12 protein-coding genes are annotated in these 14,236 nt (G+C 72.9%); 6 read left to right on the forward strand and 6 right to left on the reverse strand.

Going from position 1 to position 14,236, the window contains the following annotated elements; translation table 11 throughout:
- Positions 1-14: 14 nt before the first annotated feature.
- Positions 15-695 carry a phosphonatase-like hydrolase gene (locus Dsi01nite_RS12960; protein ID WP_203846363.1) on the forward strand — a complete coding sequence of 227 codons (681 nt, stop codon included), beginning with the start codon at positions 15-17 and terminating at the stop codon, positions 693-695.
- 349 nt (positions 696-1,044) lie between these two features.
- Positions 1,045-1,191 carry a hypothetical protein gene (locus Dsi01nite_RS12965; RefSeq protein ID WP_203846364.1) on the forward strand — a complete coding sequence of 49 codons (147 nt, stop codon included), beginning with the start codon at positions 1,045-1,047 and terminating at the stop codon, positions 1,189-1,191.
- On the opposite strand, the gene Dsi01nite_RS12970 is transcribed toward Dsi01nite_RS12965, so the two are convergent.
- The 4 genes from Dsi01nite_RS12970 to Dsi01nite_RS12985 all read right to left on the reverse strand — a co-directional run bounded on the left by Dsi01nite_RS12970 (position 1,164) and on the right by Dsi01nite_RS12985 (position 7,581).
- On the reverse strand, positions 1,164-2,786 hold the full coding sequence (locus Dsi01nite_RS12970) for an acetolactate synthase (protein ID WP_203846365.1): 1,623 nt from the start codon (positions 2,784-2,786) through the stop codon (positions 1,164-1,166). The two genes, Dsi01nite_RS12965 and Dsi01nite_RS12970, sit on opposite strands and share 28 nt — an antisense overlap.
- A 65-nt stretch (positions 2,787-2,851) precedes the next feature.
- Complete coding sequence (locus Dsi01nite_RS12975) at positions 2,852-5,083, reverse strand: Hsp70 family protein (protein ID WP_203846366.1); 2,232 nt, start codon at positions 5,081-5,083, stop codon at positions 2,852-2,854.
- A 33-nt stretch (positions 5,084-5,116) separates the two neighbouring features.
- Positions 5,117-7,093: an Hsp70 family protein gene (locus Dsi01nite_RS12980; protein WP_203846367.1), complete on the reverse strand. Its 1,977-nt coding sequence runs from the start codon at positions 7,091-7,093 to the stop codon at positions 5,117-5,119.
- 17 nt (positions 7,094-7,110) lie between these two features.
- Positions 7,111-7,581: a DUF6232 family protein gene (locus Dsi01nite_RS12985; RefSeq protein ID WP_203846368.1), complete on the reverse strand. Its 471-nt coding sequence runs from the start codon at positions 7,579-7,581 to the stop codon at positions 7,111-7,113.
- 62 nt (positions 7,582-7,643) lie between these two features.
- Here Dsi01nite_RS12985 and Dsi01nite_RS12990 point away from each other — a divergent pair, with 62 nt between their 5' ends.
- Positions 7,644-8,417 (forward strand): enoyl-CoA hydratase/isomerase family protein, encoded by a 774-nt coding sequence (locus tag Dsi01nite_RS12990; RefSeq protein WP_239135863.1) that lies wholly within the window; start codon positions 7,644-7,646, stop codon positions 8,415-8,417.
- A 15-nt stretch (positions 8,418-8,432) separates the two neighbouring features.
- Here Dsi01nite_RS12990 and Dsi01nite_RS12995 read toward each other — a convergent pair whose 3' ends face one another.
- Positions 8,433-9,263 (reverse strand): ABC transporter ATP-binding protein, encoded by an 831-nt coding sequence (locus tag Dsi01nite_RS12995; RefSeq protein ID WP_203846369.1) that lies wholly within the window; start codon positions 9,261-9,263, stop codon positions 8,433-8,435.
- A gap of 31 nt (positions 9,264-9,294) precedes the next feature.
- Here Dsi01nite_RS12995 and Dsi01nite_RS13000 point away from each other — a divergent pair, with 31 nt between their 5' ends.
- Both Dsi01nite_RS13000 and Dsi01nite_RS13005 read left to right on the forward strand, forming a co-directional pair.
- Complete coding sequence (locus Dsi01nite_RS13000; RefSeq protein WP_203846370.1) at positions 9,295-10,356, forward strand: ATP-binding cassette domain-containing protein; 1,062 nt, start codon at positions 9,295-9,297, stop codon at positions 10,354-10,356.
- Positions 10,353-11,351: an ABC transporter permease subunit gene (locus tag Dsi01nite_RS13005; protein WP_203846371.1), complete on the forward strand. Its 999-nt coding sequence runs from the start codon at positions 10,353-10,355 to the stop codon at positions 11,349-11,351. Before Dsi01nite_RS13000 ends, Dsi01nite_RS13005 begins: the two co-directional genes overlap by 4 nt.
- Positions 11,352-11,423: 72 nt before the next feature.
- On the opposite strand, the gene Dsi01nite_RS13010 is transcribed toward Dsi01nite_RS13005, so the two are convergent.
- Complete coding sequence (locus tag Dsi01nite_RS13010) at positions 11,424-12,596, reverse strand: ROK family transcriptional regulator (protein WP_203846372.1); 1,173 nt, start codon at positions 12,594-12,596, stop codon at positions 11,424-11,426.
- A 175-nt stretch (positions 12,597-12,771) separates the two neighbouring features.
- Between Dsi01nite_RS13010 and Dsi01nite_RS13015 the strand changes: the two genes are divergently transcribed.
- Positions 12,772-14,235: a glycoside hydrolase family 3 protein gene (locus Dsi01nite_RS13015; RefSeq protein ID WP_203846373.1), complete on the forward strand. Its 1,464-nt coding sequence runs from the start codon at positions 12,772-12,774 to the stop codon at positions 14,233-14,235.
- Position 14,236 lies beyond the last annotated feature (1 nt).

Here is a 14,236-nt window from a genome sequence, read left to right on the forward strand (position 1 = left end):
GGTCGGATAGGGCGATGACAGCGTGGCAGCTCGCCTGCATCGACATGGCGGGGACGACGGTGCGGGACGACGGCCTGGTCGAGCAGGCCTTCACGGTCGCCTTCGCGGGCGAGGGCGTGGCGCCCGGCACCCCGCAGCACGACCGGATGCTCGCCGTCGTGCGCAAGACGATGGGACAGAGCCGCATCGAGGTCTTCCGGCTGCTGCTCGACGGCGATGAGCGCCGCGCCCAGGCCGCCAACGACACCTTCGAGGAGGCGTACGGCCTGCTCGTCGACGAGGGCGCGGTGCTGCCCATCCCGGGCGCCCTGGAGGCGATCAAGACGCTGCGGACCGCCGGCATCAAGGTGGCCCTGACGACCGGGTTCGCCCGCGCCACCCAGGAGGCGATCATGGACGCCCTCGGCTGGTGGGGCCAGGTCGACCTGGTCCTCTCCCCCGCCGACGCCGGCCGTGGCCGCCCCTTCCCGGACTTCATGCTGGTCGCCGCGCTGAAACTCGGCGTCGAGGACGTGCGCCGCATGGTCGTCGTCGGTGACACGCCGCTGGACCTGATCGCCGGCCAGCGCGCCGGGGCCGGCCTCCTCGTCGGCGTCCTCACCGGCGCGGGCGACCGCCAGGCCCTCCAGGCGTCGGGCGCCCACGAGGTGATCGGCTCGATCGGCTCGCTCCCCCGCCTCCTGGGCCTGGAGTAGCCACCCCCTGCCGCCGTTGCGTCCGCCGCGTCGACGACCAAGCGACCGCCCGGTGCCTTCGATCCAGCCGGCGCCTTCGATCCAGCCGGCGCCTTCGATCAAGCGGCCTAGATCGTGAGGGCCGGGTGCGAACCCGGCCCGCGCCCTGATGCGGGTGATGTGTTCGACGTGCTTGGCGCCGGCGACGGTGTGACGCCACCGGACCACGCCCTCGACGGCACTGGGACCGTGCGGGATCGGACGGAGCGAGCCACGCATGGACAGCGTGCGATCGTCCTGCGGGTGGATCGCCCGCTGTCCATTTCCCGAAGCGCACCAACCTGGCATTGACCAACGCGCGTGCGGTCCGGTGGCGTCGGGGAGCGGCGGCACGCGGGGTCAGGAGCGCATGGTCGCCGGGGTGGTGGCGCACGACCTGCTCAACCCGCTGACCACCATCGACGGCTGGCGGTGCCGACGCGGGTGCGGCTACGCCAGGTTCGACGAGCGCGGGTAGGCGTCCTCGGGGTCGGTGAGCACGTTGACCAGGTAGGGCACGCCCGAGGCGAACGCCCGGTCGAACGCGCCCGCGAGGTCGCCCGGCTTCTCGACCGTCTCGCCGGCGCCGCCGAGTGCCTTGACGACGTCGTCGTAGCGCAGGCCCGGCTGGAGGTCGGCGGCGACGTCGTAGCCGTAGATGTTGCGCATCGGGTGCTTCTCCAGGCCCCAGATGCCGTTGTTGCCGACCACGATCACGACCGGCAGCTGCTGGCGGACCAGCGACTCGACGTCCATCAGCGAGAAGCCGGCGGCGCCGTCGCCCATCAGGACGCAGATCTGGCGGTCCGGATACGTCACCCGCGCGCCCATCGCATAGCCCATGCCGGTGCCGAGGCAGCCATACGGGCCCGGGTCCAGCCACGTCCCGGGCTGCGACGGCTCGAGGTACTTGCCGGCATAGGAGACGAAGTCGCCACCGTCGCCGATGGTGACGGCGTCCTCGGCGAGGACCTTGCGCAGCTCGCCATAGACACGGCTCGGCTTGATCGGGTCGGTGTCGGCCTCCAGGGCCTGCTGCTCCCGGGCCCGGCCGGCGTCCTCCGCGGCCCGCAGCGCCTCGATCCACTCCTCGTGGTCGGCGACGAGGCCGGTGTACGACGCGAACGCCGCCAGGATCGCCCGCAGGTCACCCGACGGCGCGGCGGCCGGTGTGACGTGCCCGGCCCGCTGCGACGGGGCGTCGGTGACGTGCACGACCTGGGCGCCGCCGAAGTCGCCGAAGCCGAGCCGGAAGTCCAGCGGGGTGCCGACGACGGCGATCACGTCCGCGCCGCCGAACGCCGCCTTGCGGGCCCGGGAGAACGCGAGCGCGTGCGACGGCGGCAGCGTGCCGCGGCCCATGCCGTTGGCGAACACCGGCACCCGCAGCGCCTCGGCCGCCTCCCGCAGCGCGGCGGTGGCGTGCCCGGCCCACACGTCGGAGCCGGCGACGATCACGGGCCGCTGGGCGGCGGCGAGCAGCCGGACCGCCCGCGCGACCTCGTCCGGGTCCGCCTCCTCGTGCGGCACTGCCGGCGCCGGTGCCGCGTCGACGCCGTCGGCCTGCGAGAACACCACTTCCAGCGGCAGGTCGACGAAGACCGGGCCGCGGTGCGGGGTGAGCGCGGCGAGGGCCGCCGCCTGCATCCTGGAATACACCTCGTCGGTGGCGAAGATGGTCTCCGCGTGCTTGGTGACCGCGCGGACGATCGGCAGGTGGTCCATCTCCTGCAGGCTGCCCGAGCCCCAGCGGAACTGCGGCGCCCGCCCGCCGATCACGACCACCGGAGCGCCGTTGAACGAGGCGCTGGTCAGGCCGGACACGCCGTTGGTGACGCCGGGGCCGGCGGTCAGGACAGCCAGTCCGGGACGGCGCTGCAGCTTGGCGACGGCCTCCGCGGCGAAGACCGCGGACTGCTCGTGCCGCACGTCGACGATCCGCACGCCGTTCTTGTGGGCGGCGTCATACAGCGGGAAGACATGGGCCCCGGAGAGCGTGAACAGCTCCTCGACCCCGAACCCCCGCAGCGCCGCGAGCGCCAGGTCCCCGCCGTGCCCGTCGATCTGCGTCATGCACCCTCCTCGATCAGCTCCGACCGACGCGAATGTTACTCACTTTCACCCACTCGCGGCGCCTTTCACCGCGGTTTCGAGTCGAACCACGTGCTGGGCGCCGGAGGCCAATGATCGGCGGTGAGATAGAAGGAGACATATCCGGCGGCGACCGGGGTCGCGATCAGCAGCACGAGCACCAGCAGGGTGAGCATCACGCGGGCGAACGGCCCCCGCCGCCTGGTCCCGCCACCCGGCCGCCGCTCGTCGCCCCGCTGCGTGGGACGGCCCTGCCCGGGACCACCCTGCGCGGGCTGCTGATACGTGGGGCGCTGCTGGGCGCCGCCCTGGCGGACCGGGCTGCCGAACTCGTCATAGCGGGTCGCCGGCTCCACGGGCGGCGCCGGGCTGACCGGCACCCCACCGCTCGACCTGAAGATCTGCCCGGCCGCCCGGTTCGGCGGCGCGGAGACCGGCGGCCCCCCGTAGTTCGCCGGCGGACCCGACATCGGCTGGTTGTAGTTGGCCGGCGGCCCGGACATCGGCTGGTTGTAGTTCGGCGGCGCCGACGACGGCTGGCTGTAGTTCGCCGGCGGGGCCGACGAAGGCTGGTTGTAGTTCGGCGGCGCCGACGACGGCTGGTTGAAGTTCGCCGGCGGCACCGACACCGGCGGGCCGTAGTTCACCGGCTGACCGGTGGCCGGCACGCCATAGCCACCCTGCTGGCTCGTCGCCTGGCTCCCGGCGTAGTTCCCCGGCGGCGCCGACGCCGGATAGGCCGGATATCCACCGCCGACAGGAGGCGACGAGACCGGCGGCGCCGACATCGGCACCCCCGACATCGGCGCGGCACTCGCGGCCGACTCCGTGGCGAACGTCCCCGCCTCCGGCCACAACGGCGCGTCCGCCCCGCCCTGCCCCGCCCCGGGCTGCTGCCCCACCCCAGGCCGCCCGACCCCAGGCTGTTGCCCCACGACAGGCTGCGCCGCTCCGCCCTGCTGCCCCACTCCGCCCTGTTGCCCCACGACAGGCTGCTGCGCCACTCCGCCCTGCTGTCCCACGACAGGCTGCTGCGCCATTCCGCCCTGCTGCGCCGCGGCGGGCTGCTGCGCCGCGCCGAACTGCCCGGCACCGGGCTGCGGGCCGCCCGACGTCGGCGCCGGTGGCTGCCAGTCGAAGCCCGGCACCCGCGGGATCACCCCCGTCGCCGGCCCGGGAGCAGGAGCCGCCGTCGCCGGGATCTCCGTCGACCCGGTCAGCATGCTGCCCTCGGCGACCACCAGCTCGGGCTGCTCGATCACCACCGGGGCGGTGCCCAGCGCACGGTGCAGCAGCGTGCCGACCAGCGGCATCCGGCTGGACCCGCCGACCAGGAACACGCCGGCGATGCTGCCCTCGCTCAGCTGCGCCCACCGCATGACGCCCTGCGTGACGCGGACCGTCTGCTCCAGCAGCGGCCGCGCGAGCCGCTCCAGCTCGTCGCGGGTGAGGTGCACGTCGATGTTGAGCAGCGGCACCGTCAGGTCCGACGCCGGCTGGCGGGACAGGCGCTCCTTGGCCACCCGGGCGTCGTCGAACAGCAGCCGCCGGGCCCGCCGGTCCTCGATCGTCTGCGGGCTCATCAGCCGCTGCCACTCCTGCGGTGCCTGCGGCTCGCAGATCGCGCCGATGTGCGCCACGATCGCGTTGTCGAGGTCGACGCCGCCGATGTCGTCGCGGCCGTCGACGGCCAGGACCTCGAAACCGTCCCTGGTGCGGGCGACCACGCTGGCGTCGAAGGTGCCGGCACCGAAGTCGTGGACCACCACGACGGAGCCGACCGGCACGTCCTTGCCCAGCACCTGGGTGAAGTAGGCGGCGGCCGCGACGGGCTCCGGCACCAGCCGGACCCGGCCCAGGCCGGCGGCGGCCGCGGCGTCGGCGACGGAGAGCCGCCGGGTCGCGCCCCACGACGCCGGGAACGTCACGGTCACCTCGGACGCCACGTCGCCGACGGTGCGGGTCCACTCGTCGCGGACCCGCCGCAGGACGGTGGCGACCAGGTCGTTGACCGGGATCTCCCGGTCGCCGAGCAGGACCGTGCCGTCGTCGATGCGGCGCTTCGGGTTGGGCTCGAAGCGGGCCGGCTCCAGCCGGGCGCTGTGCACGGCGTCCCGGCCGACGATGACGGTGCCGCCGGGCTCGGCATAGACGGCGGATGGCAGCAGCGGAGAGCCGTCGAACAGCAGCGCGCGGGACCGTCCGTCCGGCCACCGCACCACGGCGACGGTGTTGGAGGTGCCGAAGTCGACACCGAGCCGAATCCCTGGCGTTGGCATGCCCCGAAGTCTAGGCGCCGGGTACGACCATTCTCACGCCTCGACGCCTCCGGTCGCGTTGCCGACTGACGGGGACGCCGGCGGCCGGCCCAGCGGCCGGACCCAGGCCCGCGCGCTGGGCAGCAGGAGCAGCAGCGCGGCCCCGAGGTAGACCACCGTGACCGCGAACCAGGCCGGCTGCCCCGAGTCCGAGACGGCGAACACCCCACCGGCGGCGAGGAGTCCGCACAGCGCCATCGGATACCACAGGTGGCCGTTGCTGCCCCGCCGCAGCCGCCGGGCGCCGTGCGTGAACAGCACCGTGAGCGCGATGGCGGCGATCGTGACGTAGAGCCCGATATTCCAGTTCGCGTCCGACATCCGCAGTTCGGACTGCGGCAGCTTGGAGACCACGAGCACCACCGCGGCGATGGCGGCGTAGATGGCGGAGAGCACGCCGAACAGTTTCAGGAAGCCCGCCGGCCAGCGGATCGCACCGGGCGCGAACCGGCGCATCGGCGGCGGCACGGGTGGCATGACGTATTGCGGCACGTAGACGACCGCCGGGGGAGGCGGCTGGTAGAAGACCGGCCGTGGTGGCGGATACGCCCTCGGCGGTGGCTGCATCGGTGGCGGCATCCGGCGAACCGGCGGCGCGGGGCTGAACGGCACCGGGCTGACCGGCACCGCCCCCGGCGACACCGGCGCCTGCCCACCGGAAACCGGCGCGATCCCACCGGAAACAGGTGTAATTCCACCGGAAACAGGCGCGACCCCGCCCGAAACAGGTGCGATCCCATCGGCGAGCGAAACCGGCGAACCCGGCTCCGCGGACACCGGAATCACGGCGCTCCCGGCGGTGACCGGCCAGCCACCACTCACCGCCACACCAGCGGGTGGGACGCCGGGCCGTGCGCTGCCCCGTACACCACCCGGAGGCTGACGGGACGCGGGCACGACCGCGCCCGACGGTTTGTCGACCCGTGCGCCGACGAGCACGCTGCCCTCGGCGACCACCATCTCCGGCTGCTCGATCGTCACCGGCGCCTTGCCGAACGCGCGGTGCAACTCGGTCGCGACGAGCGGGATCTGGCTCGCCCCGCCGACCAGGAAGATCCCGGCGACCTGCTCGGCCGTGACCCGCGACAACCGGACCGTCTCGGTCAGCACCCGCACGGAGCGCTCCACCAGCGGGCGGGCCGCCGCGTCGAACTCCTCCCGGGTGAGCTGCACGTCGACGTCCAGCAGCGGGACCAGGACGGTGACGGCGGAGGTGCGGGAGAGCCGCTCCTTGGCCTCGCGGACCTCGTCCCGCAGCGCCCGGGCGGCGCGCGCCTCCTCGACCGTCGAGGGGGCGATCAGCCGCTGCCAGCGCTCCGGCGGCAGGGTCCGGCCGATCATCGCCAGGACGACCTCGTCGAAGTCGAGGCCGCCGAGATCGTCCCGGCCGTCGACGGCGAGGACCTCGAAACCCTCCCTGGTGCGGGCCACGACGCTGCCGTCGAACGTGCCGGCGCCCAGGTCGTACACCACCACGGCGGAGCCGACCGGCACCAGGTGGCGCAGCACCCGCACGAAGTAGGTCGCGGCCGCCACCGGCTCCGGCACCAGGGTCGCGTCGGGGAGCTCGGCCGCCCGCACCGCCGCCGCGAGGGCCTTGCGCCGGGTCGAGGCCCAGTTGGCCGGGTGGGTGACGGTGATCGTGGCGGGTGGTCCGCCGGCGGTCCGGACGAACTCGGCGCGCACCCGCTGGAAGACGGCGACGAGCAGGTCGTGGACCGGCACCTCCTGATCGCCGAGGAACACCTGCCCGTCGTCGATGCGGCGCTTCGGGTTGGGCTCGAAGCTGGCCGGCGCGCGGCGGGCGCTGTGCACGGCGTCGCGGCCGACGACGACCTCGCCGCCCTCGAAGAACGTCGCGGACGGCAGCAGCGGCGTGCCGTCGAAGAGCAGGGGGCGGGCCCGGCCGTCGGGCCACCGCGCCACGGCGACGGTGTGCGACGTGCCGAAGTCCACGCCCAGGGCCACCATGCCCGGAATCCTAAGGGTTAGGCGGACTGCTCGACCGCCCGCTGTAAGGCTCGGTAGATCTGCCCGAACTTCGGCGAGTCGGTGGTCGAGTAGATCATCGAGTCGCCGGAACGGGTCCGGACCCAGATCTCGTGCACGCCCTTGCCGTGGTCGTGCGCCCGGTCGAGCAGGTCGAGCAGGCCTTCGACGCTGAACGCGACGATCCCGCCGATCACGATGATGCCGAGGATCCCGCCGGCGACGTACATCGTGGAGTCCGGCCCGTCGAAGTCGATCCGCCGCGCGGCCATGCCCGCCGCGATGAGCAACCCGATGATCAGCAGGATCGCGCCGCCGCGGGTGGCGAGCATGTAGACGCCGCGCACCAGCCGGCCGGATCGACTGTGCCAGATGTAGCTGAGGGTCTCCAGCGGATACCACGTGTCATCGACGCGCACACCGTCGGAGCTGATGTGCACCACGTGGTCGCGGTAGTACGTGGTTGCCATGGCATCTCAGACGGTACGCCGGAATACGCTGCGGGCAACGACAACGACGTTGAGGAGACACTGTGGGCGACAGCAGGCTGGTCCGGCTGGAGATCGAAGACGGTATCGGCACGATCCGGCTGGACCGTCCGCCGGTCAACGCGCTGAACATCCAGATCCAGGAGGAGCTGCGCGAGGCGGCCGCCGCCGCGACGGCGGACCCTGATGTGCGGGTCGTCATCCTGTACGGGGGAGACAAGGTCTTCGCGGCCGGCGCCGACATCAAGGAGATGGCCGGCATGGGCTACTCCCAGATGGCCGCCAGGGCCACCGCGCTCACCGGCGCGTTCGACGCCGTGGCCCGCATCCCGAAGCCGGTCGTCGCGGCGATCAACGGGTACGCGCTCGGCGGCGGCTGCGAGCTCGCACTGACCGCCGACTGGCGCGTCGCGGCCGAGGACGCGACCCTGGGCCAGCCGGAGATCACTCTCGGCATCATCCCCGGCGCGGGCGGCACGCAGCGGCTGGCGCGGCTCGTCGGGCCGGCCCGGGCCAAGGATCTGATCATGTCCGGACGGTTCGTCAAGGCCCCCGAGGCGCTGTCGATCGGCCTGGTCGACAAGGTTGTCCCGCCGTCGGAGGTGTACGCGGCCGCGAAGGCTCTCGTCGAGCCGTACGTGCATGGCCCGGCACACGCGCTGCGCGCCGCGAAGCTCGCCGTCGACGGCGGCCTCGACATGGACCTCGCCTCCGGCCTGGCGTGGGAGAGCCAGCTGTTCGCGGCACTGTTCGCCACGGAGGACAAGACCGAGGGCATGGCCGCGTTCGTGGAGAAGCGCAAGCCGAACTTCAGTTGACGCTTTGGAGGGTCGCTATCGCGCCTGCGCGTGGTAGCGACCGTCCACGATCGACAGCCGTAGCGGCAGTCCGAACGCCTTGGACAGGTTCTCCGCCGTCACGGTGTCCCTGAGCAGGCCCTGCGCCACGATGCCCCCGTCGCGCATCAGCAGCGCGTGGGTGAACTCCGGCGGGATCTCCTCGACGTGGTGCGTGACGAGCACGATCGCCGGCGAGTCGGGGTCGGCGGCCAGCTCCGACAGCCGGCGGACCAGGTCCTCGCGGGCGCCGAGGTCCAGCCCCGCGGTCGGCTCGTCGAGCAGCAGCAGCTCCGGGTCGACCATCAGGGACCGGGCGATCTGGACCCGCTTGCGCTCCCCCTCGGACAGGGTGCCGTAGAGCCGGTCGGCGAGCGCGCCGACGCCGAACTGCTCCAGCAGCGCCTGCGCCCGGGACTCGTCCATCCGGTCGTAGCGCTCGGTGAAGCGCCCCACGACCGCCCACGAGGCGGTGACGACGACGTCACGGACCGTCTCGTCGGCCGGCAGCTGCAGGCCAGCGGACGAGAAGCCGAGCCGGGTCTTGAGCTCGTTGATGTTGGTACGGCCGAGCCGCTCCCCCAGCACGGTCACCGTGCCGCGGGTCGGATACAGCCTGGCCCCGGCGAGGTTGAGCAGCGTGGTCTTGCCGGCGCCGTTGGGGCCGAGCACCACCCAGCGCTCGTCGAGCTCGACCTGCCAGCTCACCGATCGGATGAGGTCGGACCGGTTGCGGGTCACCGTCGCTTTGTCGACCGCGATGACAAGGTCATCAGACACGGCCCAATCCAACCACGTCCCTGCGCTGGCACGGGCCCGGCCCCCCATTCCATGGACAAAAGCCGTATCGTGCGCGGGGATGAGTGCCGTACTGGAAATCGCCGGTCTGGTGAAGACCTACCAGACGCTGTTCGGCAAGCCGCGCGTCGCACTGGACCACCTCGACATGGAGGTCCACCAGGGGCAGATCCACGGGTTCCTCGGGCCCAACGGATCCGGCAAGAGCACGACGCTCAAGACCCTGCTCGGCCTGTTGCGCGCCGACTCGGGGCACATGCGCATCCTCGGCCAGCCGGTCCCGAGGGCGCTGCCGCAGGTCGTGTCGCGGGTCGGCGCGATCGTCGAGGCGCCGGCGTTCTTCGGCAACTTCACCGGCCACAAGACGCTCCTGCTGCTCGCCAGGGCGGGCGGCGTGCCGAAGCAGCGCGTCGACGTGGTGCTGGACCAGGTCGGCCTCGCCAACCGCGCCGAGGACCTGGTCAAGACCTACTCCCTCGGTATGAAGCAGCGCCTCGCGGTGGCCTCGGCCCTGCTGAAGGACCCCGAGCTGCTGATCCTCGACGAGCCGAGCAACGGCCTCGACCCGGCCGGCATCCGCGAGATGCGCGACCTGCTCCGCGAGCAGGCCGACCGCGGCGCGACCGTGGTCATCTCCAGCCACATCCTCGCCGAGATCCAGCAGATCTGCGACTCGGTCACGATCATCTCCCGGGGCCGCCGGGTCGCCGCCGGGCCGGTGTCGGAGGTGCTCGCCGCCAACGACCGAGGCACCTACCGGGTCCGCGTCGACGACCTGCGGCGGGCCGCGCAGATCCTCGCCGACGCCGGCGCGCAGATCACGGTCTCCGGCGACCAGATCGTCGTGCACGACCTCGCCGATCCGGCCTGGATCTCCCGCGCCCTCGGCCTGCACGACCTGTGGGTGCGCGAACTGGCACCCGTCGCGCAGCTGGAGGACGCGTTCCTCACCCTGACCGGCGGCGGCCCGCGGCGCGGGCAGTTCCGGCCGGTCGACAACTCGGAGTGGCCGCATCCGTCGCATGACGCGCCGCCTTTGCACGACGCGCCTGCTTTTCATGACGGGCCCCAGCGGTCCACCGAGATCACCGGCCAGATCATCGAGAACGGACGGCAGGCATGACCGCGCTGCTGCGGGCCGAGTGGACCCGCCTGTTCAGCCGCCGGGTCACGCTGGTGACCCTCGTGCTCATCGCGACCCTGCTCGCGTTCCTGACGTTCGGCTTCACGCTGACCCGCAGCGACCCGACGGCCGAGGAGGTCCGCGTCGCCGGCCAGCGCGCCGAGGCGGCCGCGATCCTCTACGACCGTAACGTCGCGCTGTGCGAGGCCGTGCAGAGCGGCACGCAGTCCGCGCCGGCCGGCGTGGACTTCCCGCGCGGCTGCGACTACGGCGCCCGCCCCACCGCCGACTCGCTGCTCGAGTTCGGCTTCTCGTTCGCCCGCCAGTGGCCGCAGCTGTTCACGACCGCGGCGATCGTGCTCACGGTCGCCGGTTTCGTGCTCGGCGCGTCGTTCGTGGGCGTGGAGTGGAGCTCCGGCGGCATGCTCAACCTGCTCCTCTGGGCGCCCCGCCGCTGGGCGGTGCTGGCCGGCAAACTGATCGCCGTCTGCGCCGGGATCGCCCTGGTGTCGGTGGTGTACCTGGCCGCCTGGACCGGCGCGTTCGTGGCCGTCGACGCCCTCGGTGACTCGGTCAGCGTCATGACGTTCGGGGACTGGGCCTCGCTGGTGATCACCGCGGTCCGCGTGGCCCTGCTGGCGATGGCCGGCACCGCCCTGGGCTTCGCGATCGCCTCGATGGGCCGGCACACGTCGACCGCGCTCGGGGTCGGGATCGCCTACCTGCTCATCTACGAGCTGGGCGGCATCATCCTCTTCCAGCTGATCGGCGGCACCGACTACTCGGCGAGGTACCGGCTGTCCAGCTGGGTTTCGGCGTGGATGAACAAGTCGTACGCGTTCGAGAGCAACCCGGCGTACTGCGACGACAAGGGCTGCGTCCCGGCCGCCACCACGCAGCTGGGCAGCTGGCCGCAGGCCGGTGTGGTCATCGCGCTGGTGGTGGCGGTCCTGCTGGCGGGCGCGTTCGCGACGATGCGGCGGCGCGACACCTGACCTCCCTTTCCATGATCCGGAAGATCTCGTGTACCCAGGGGGTGCACAGGATCTTCCGGATCATGGCGTGCGTCAGGCCGTGTCGCCGAACACCTCTTCGCGGACGGCGTCGAGGCCGGTGAGGATCGCGCCGTTGAGCACCGGCTCGCTGGAGACCTCGGTGGCCACGACCCGTGGCGACACCACGGCGATCGCGGCGACCTCGTGCTGCACCCGCTGCGCCAGGTCGGCGCCGCCGGCCTGGCCGATCTCACCGGCCAGGACGACCAGCTCCGGGTCGAGCACCAGCCCGACCGACGCCACCCCGAGGGAGATCCGGCGGGCCAGCTCGTCCAGGAAGGGGCTGCCGGCCGTGCCGGCGGCGATGGCCGCCCTGATCGCCTCGCCGGCGCCCGCGGCCTTGAACCCGTGGGACCTGGCGACCGTCTTGACCGCCGCCGCGTCGGTGAGCATCCGGAAGCCGCTCTTCGCCCGGCGCGACGCGTCGCGGCTCACCTGCGTGCCCGCCACCGGCAGGTAGCCGATCTCGCCGGCCGCGCCGACGCTGCCACGGTGCAGCCGGCCGCCGAGGACGACGGCGGTGCCGACGCCACGGTCCAGCCAGACCAGCACGAAGTCCTTCGCGCCGAGCGCGGCGCCGCTGTGCTGCTCGGCGATGGCGGCGAGGTTCACGTCGTTCTCGAAGGCGACGGGGCGCCCGAGGTCCTCGCGCAGCGCCGTGAGCAGCCCCCGGTGCCAGCGCGGCAGGTCCCAGGCAAACGTGATCTCGCCGCTCTTCGGGTCGACCAGGCCCGGCGTGCCGAGCACGATCCTGCGGATGCGGTCGATCGGCGCGCCCGCCTCGCCGGCCGCCTCGACGACGGCGGCGTGCACGACCTTGACCGGGTCGTCGCCCTCGCCGATCGACACGTCGGTGCGACCGACGATCCTGCCCGTGATGTCCGCCACGCCGGCCACGACGTGCTGCGGGCCGGCCTCGACGCCGACGACGTAGGCGGTCGAGGGGACCACGGCATACATCTGGGCGTTGGGTCCGCGGCCGCCGGCCTGCTCGCCGACGCGTGCCACGAGCCCCCGCTCCTCGAGGCGTTCGACCAGCTGGGACGCGGTGACCTTGGACAGCCCGGTCAGCTCGCCGAGCTGCGCGCGGGTCAGTGGACCCTTGCTGAGCAGCAGCTCGAGCGCGGCGCGGTCGTTGAGCGCGCGCAGCAACCTAGGGGTGCCGGGAAGACGAGCAGAACTCATGGTGACGAACACCCCTAGTATTTAAGAAACTTTCCTATTAGATTGCCTCGGGCAACGTATACCGGAAAGCGTACGGTCACACCACCCATACGACCTACGCACAACTGGTCAAGATGCTCCTACGATCGTGGATAGCGCAACAGTCTCGCACTGCTCGCGCTGAGGGGGGACTACCGTGTCGAACGATCCAGGACTCCGCCGGCTGGCGCTGGGCACGCTGCTCGGCGCATTCCCGGGTGCACAGGCCCCGGCCTGGGCCGTCGACCTGGTCGCCGAGGGGATGGCCGGACACCTGCTGTTCGGCTACAACATCGTGGACCGTGACCAGGTCGCCGCGCTCACCGCCGGCCTGCACGCCGCCCGCGACGGCGTCCTCATCGCCATCGACGAGGAGGGCGGCGACGTCACCCGCCTGGCACACCGGCTCGGCAGCCCGTATCCGGGCAACGCCGCCCTCGGCGCGCTCGGCGATCCGGCGATCACCCGCCGGGTGTACCGCACCATCGGCGCCGAGCTCGACCAGCTGGGGCTCAACCTCAACCTGGCACCCACGGTCGACGTCAACACCGCCGACGACAACCCGATCATCGGCACCCGCAGCTTCGGCGCCGACCCGCACCTCGTCGCCGCGCACACCGCCGCCGCCGTGCTCGGCCTGCAGAGCGCCCGGGTGGCCGCCTGCGCCAAGCACTTCCCCGGCCACGGCGCCACGCTCGCCGACTCGCACCTCGAGCTGCCGACGGTCGACATCTCCCTCGACGAGCTCCGCGGCCGCGAGCTGCCACCCTTCGTCGCCGCCGTCGAGGCGGGCGCCAAGTCGATCATGAGTGCGCACATCCGCGTACCCACCCTGACCGGCGACGCTCCGGCAACCTTCAGCAAGGCCGTCCTCGTCGACCTGCTCCGGACCGAGCTCGGCTTCACCGGCGTCGTCGTCACCGACGCCCTGGAGATGCTCGGCGCCGCCCGCTACGCCGGCAGCACCCAGGCCGGTGCCGTCCTCGCCCTCGCCGCCGGCGCCGACCTGCTGTGCATCGGCGCCGACGTCGATCTCGAACTGACCCTGGCGTGCGTCGACGAGATCGTCACCGCCGTCCAGGACGGCCGCCTGCCGCTCGCCCGGCTGGAGGAGGCCGTCGCCCGCGTCCAGGCCCTGTCCGACTGGACCCGCCAGGGCGACCGCACCGACCGGGAGGAGCCCGGGCTCGGGTACCCGGCCGCGCTGAGCGCCGTGCGCGTCGAGGGCTCCGTCGACCGCCCGCTCAGCAGCGCCGATGCCCCGCTGATCGTCCAGCTGGAATCGGAGTCGTCGATCGCCGCCGGCCGTGTCCCGTGGGGCCTCGGCCCGCACGTCAACGGCACCGAGCAGATCCGCGTGGTGGCCGAGCAGGCCGCCCCGGACGAGCTGCGCGCCCAGGCCGGCACCCGCCCGATCGTCGTCGTGGGCCGCAACGTCCACCGCCTGCCCGGCGCCCGCACCCTGGTCGACGCCCTGGCCGCGACCCACCCGGTCACCGTCGTCGAGATGGGCTGGCCGTCCTCCTGGCGCCCCACGGGCGCCCGCGCCTTCATCACCACCTGGGGCGCCAGCCACGCCAACGGCCGCGCCGCCGCCGAAACCCTGGGCCTGGCCGCCTAAC

Origin of the sequence: Dactylosporangium siamense (assembly GCF_016862795.1) — a bacterium.
In the GTDB taxonomy this organism is placed as follows: Bacteria; Actinomycetota; Actinomycetes; order Mycobacteriales; family Micromonosporaceae; genus Dactylosporangium; species Dactylosporangium siamense.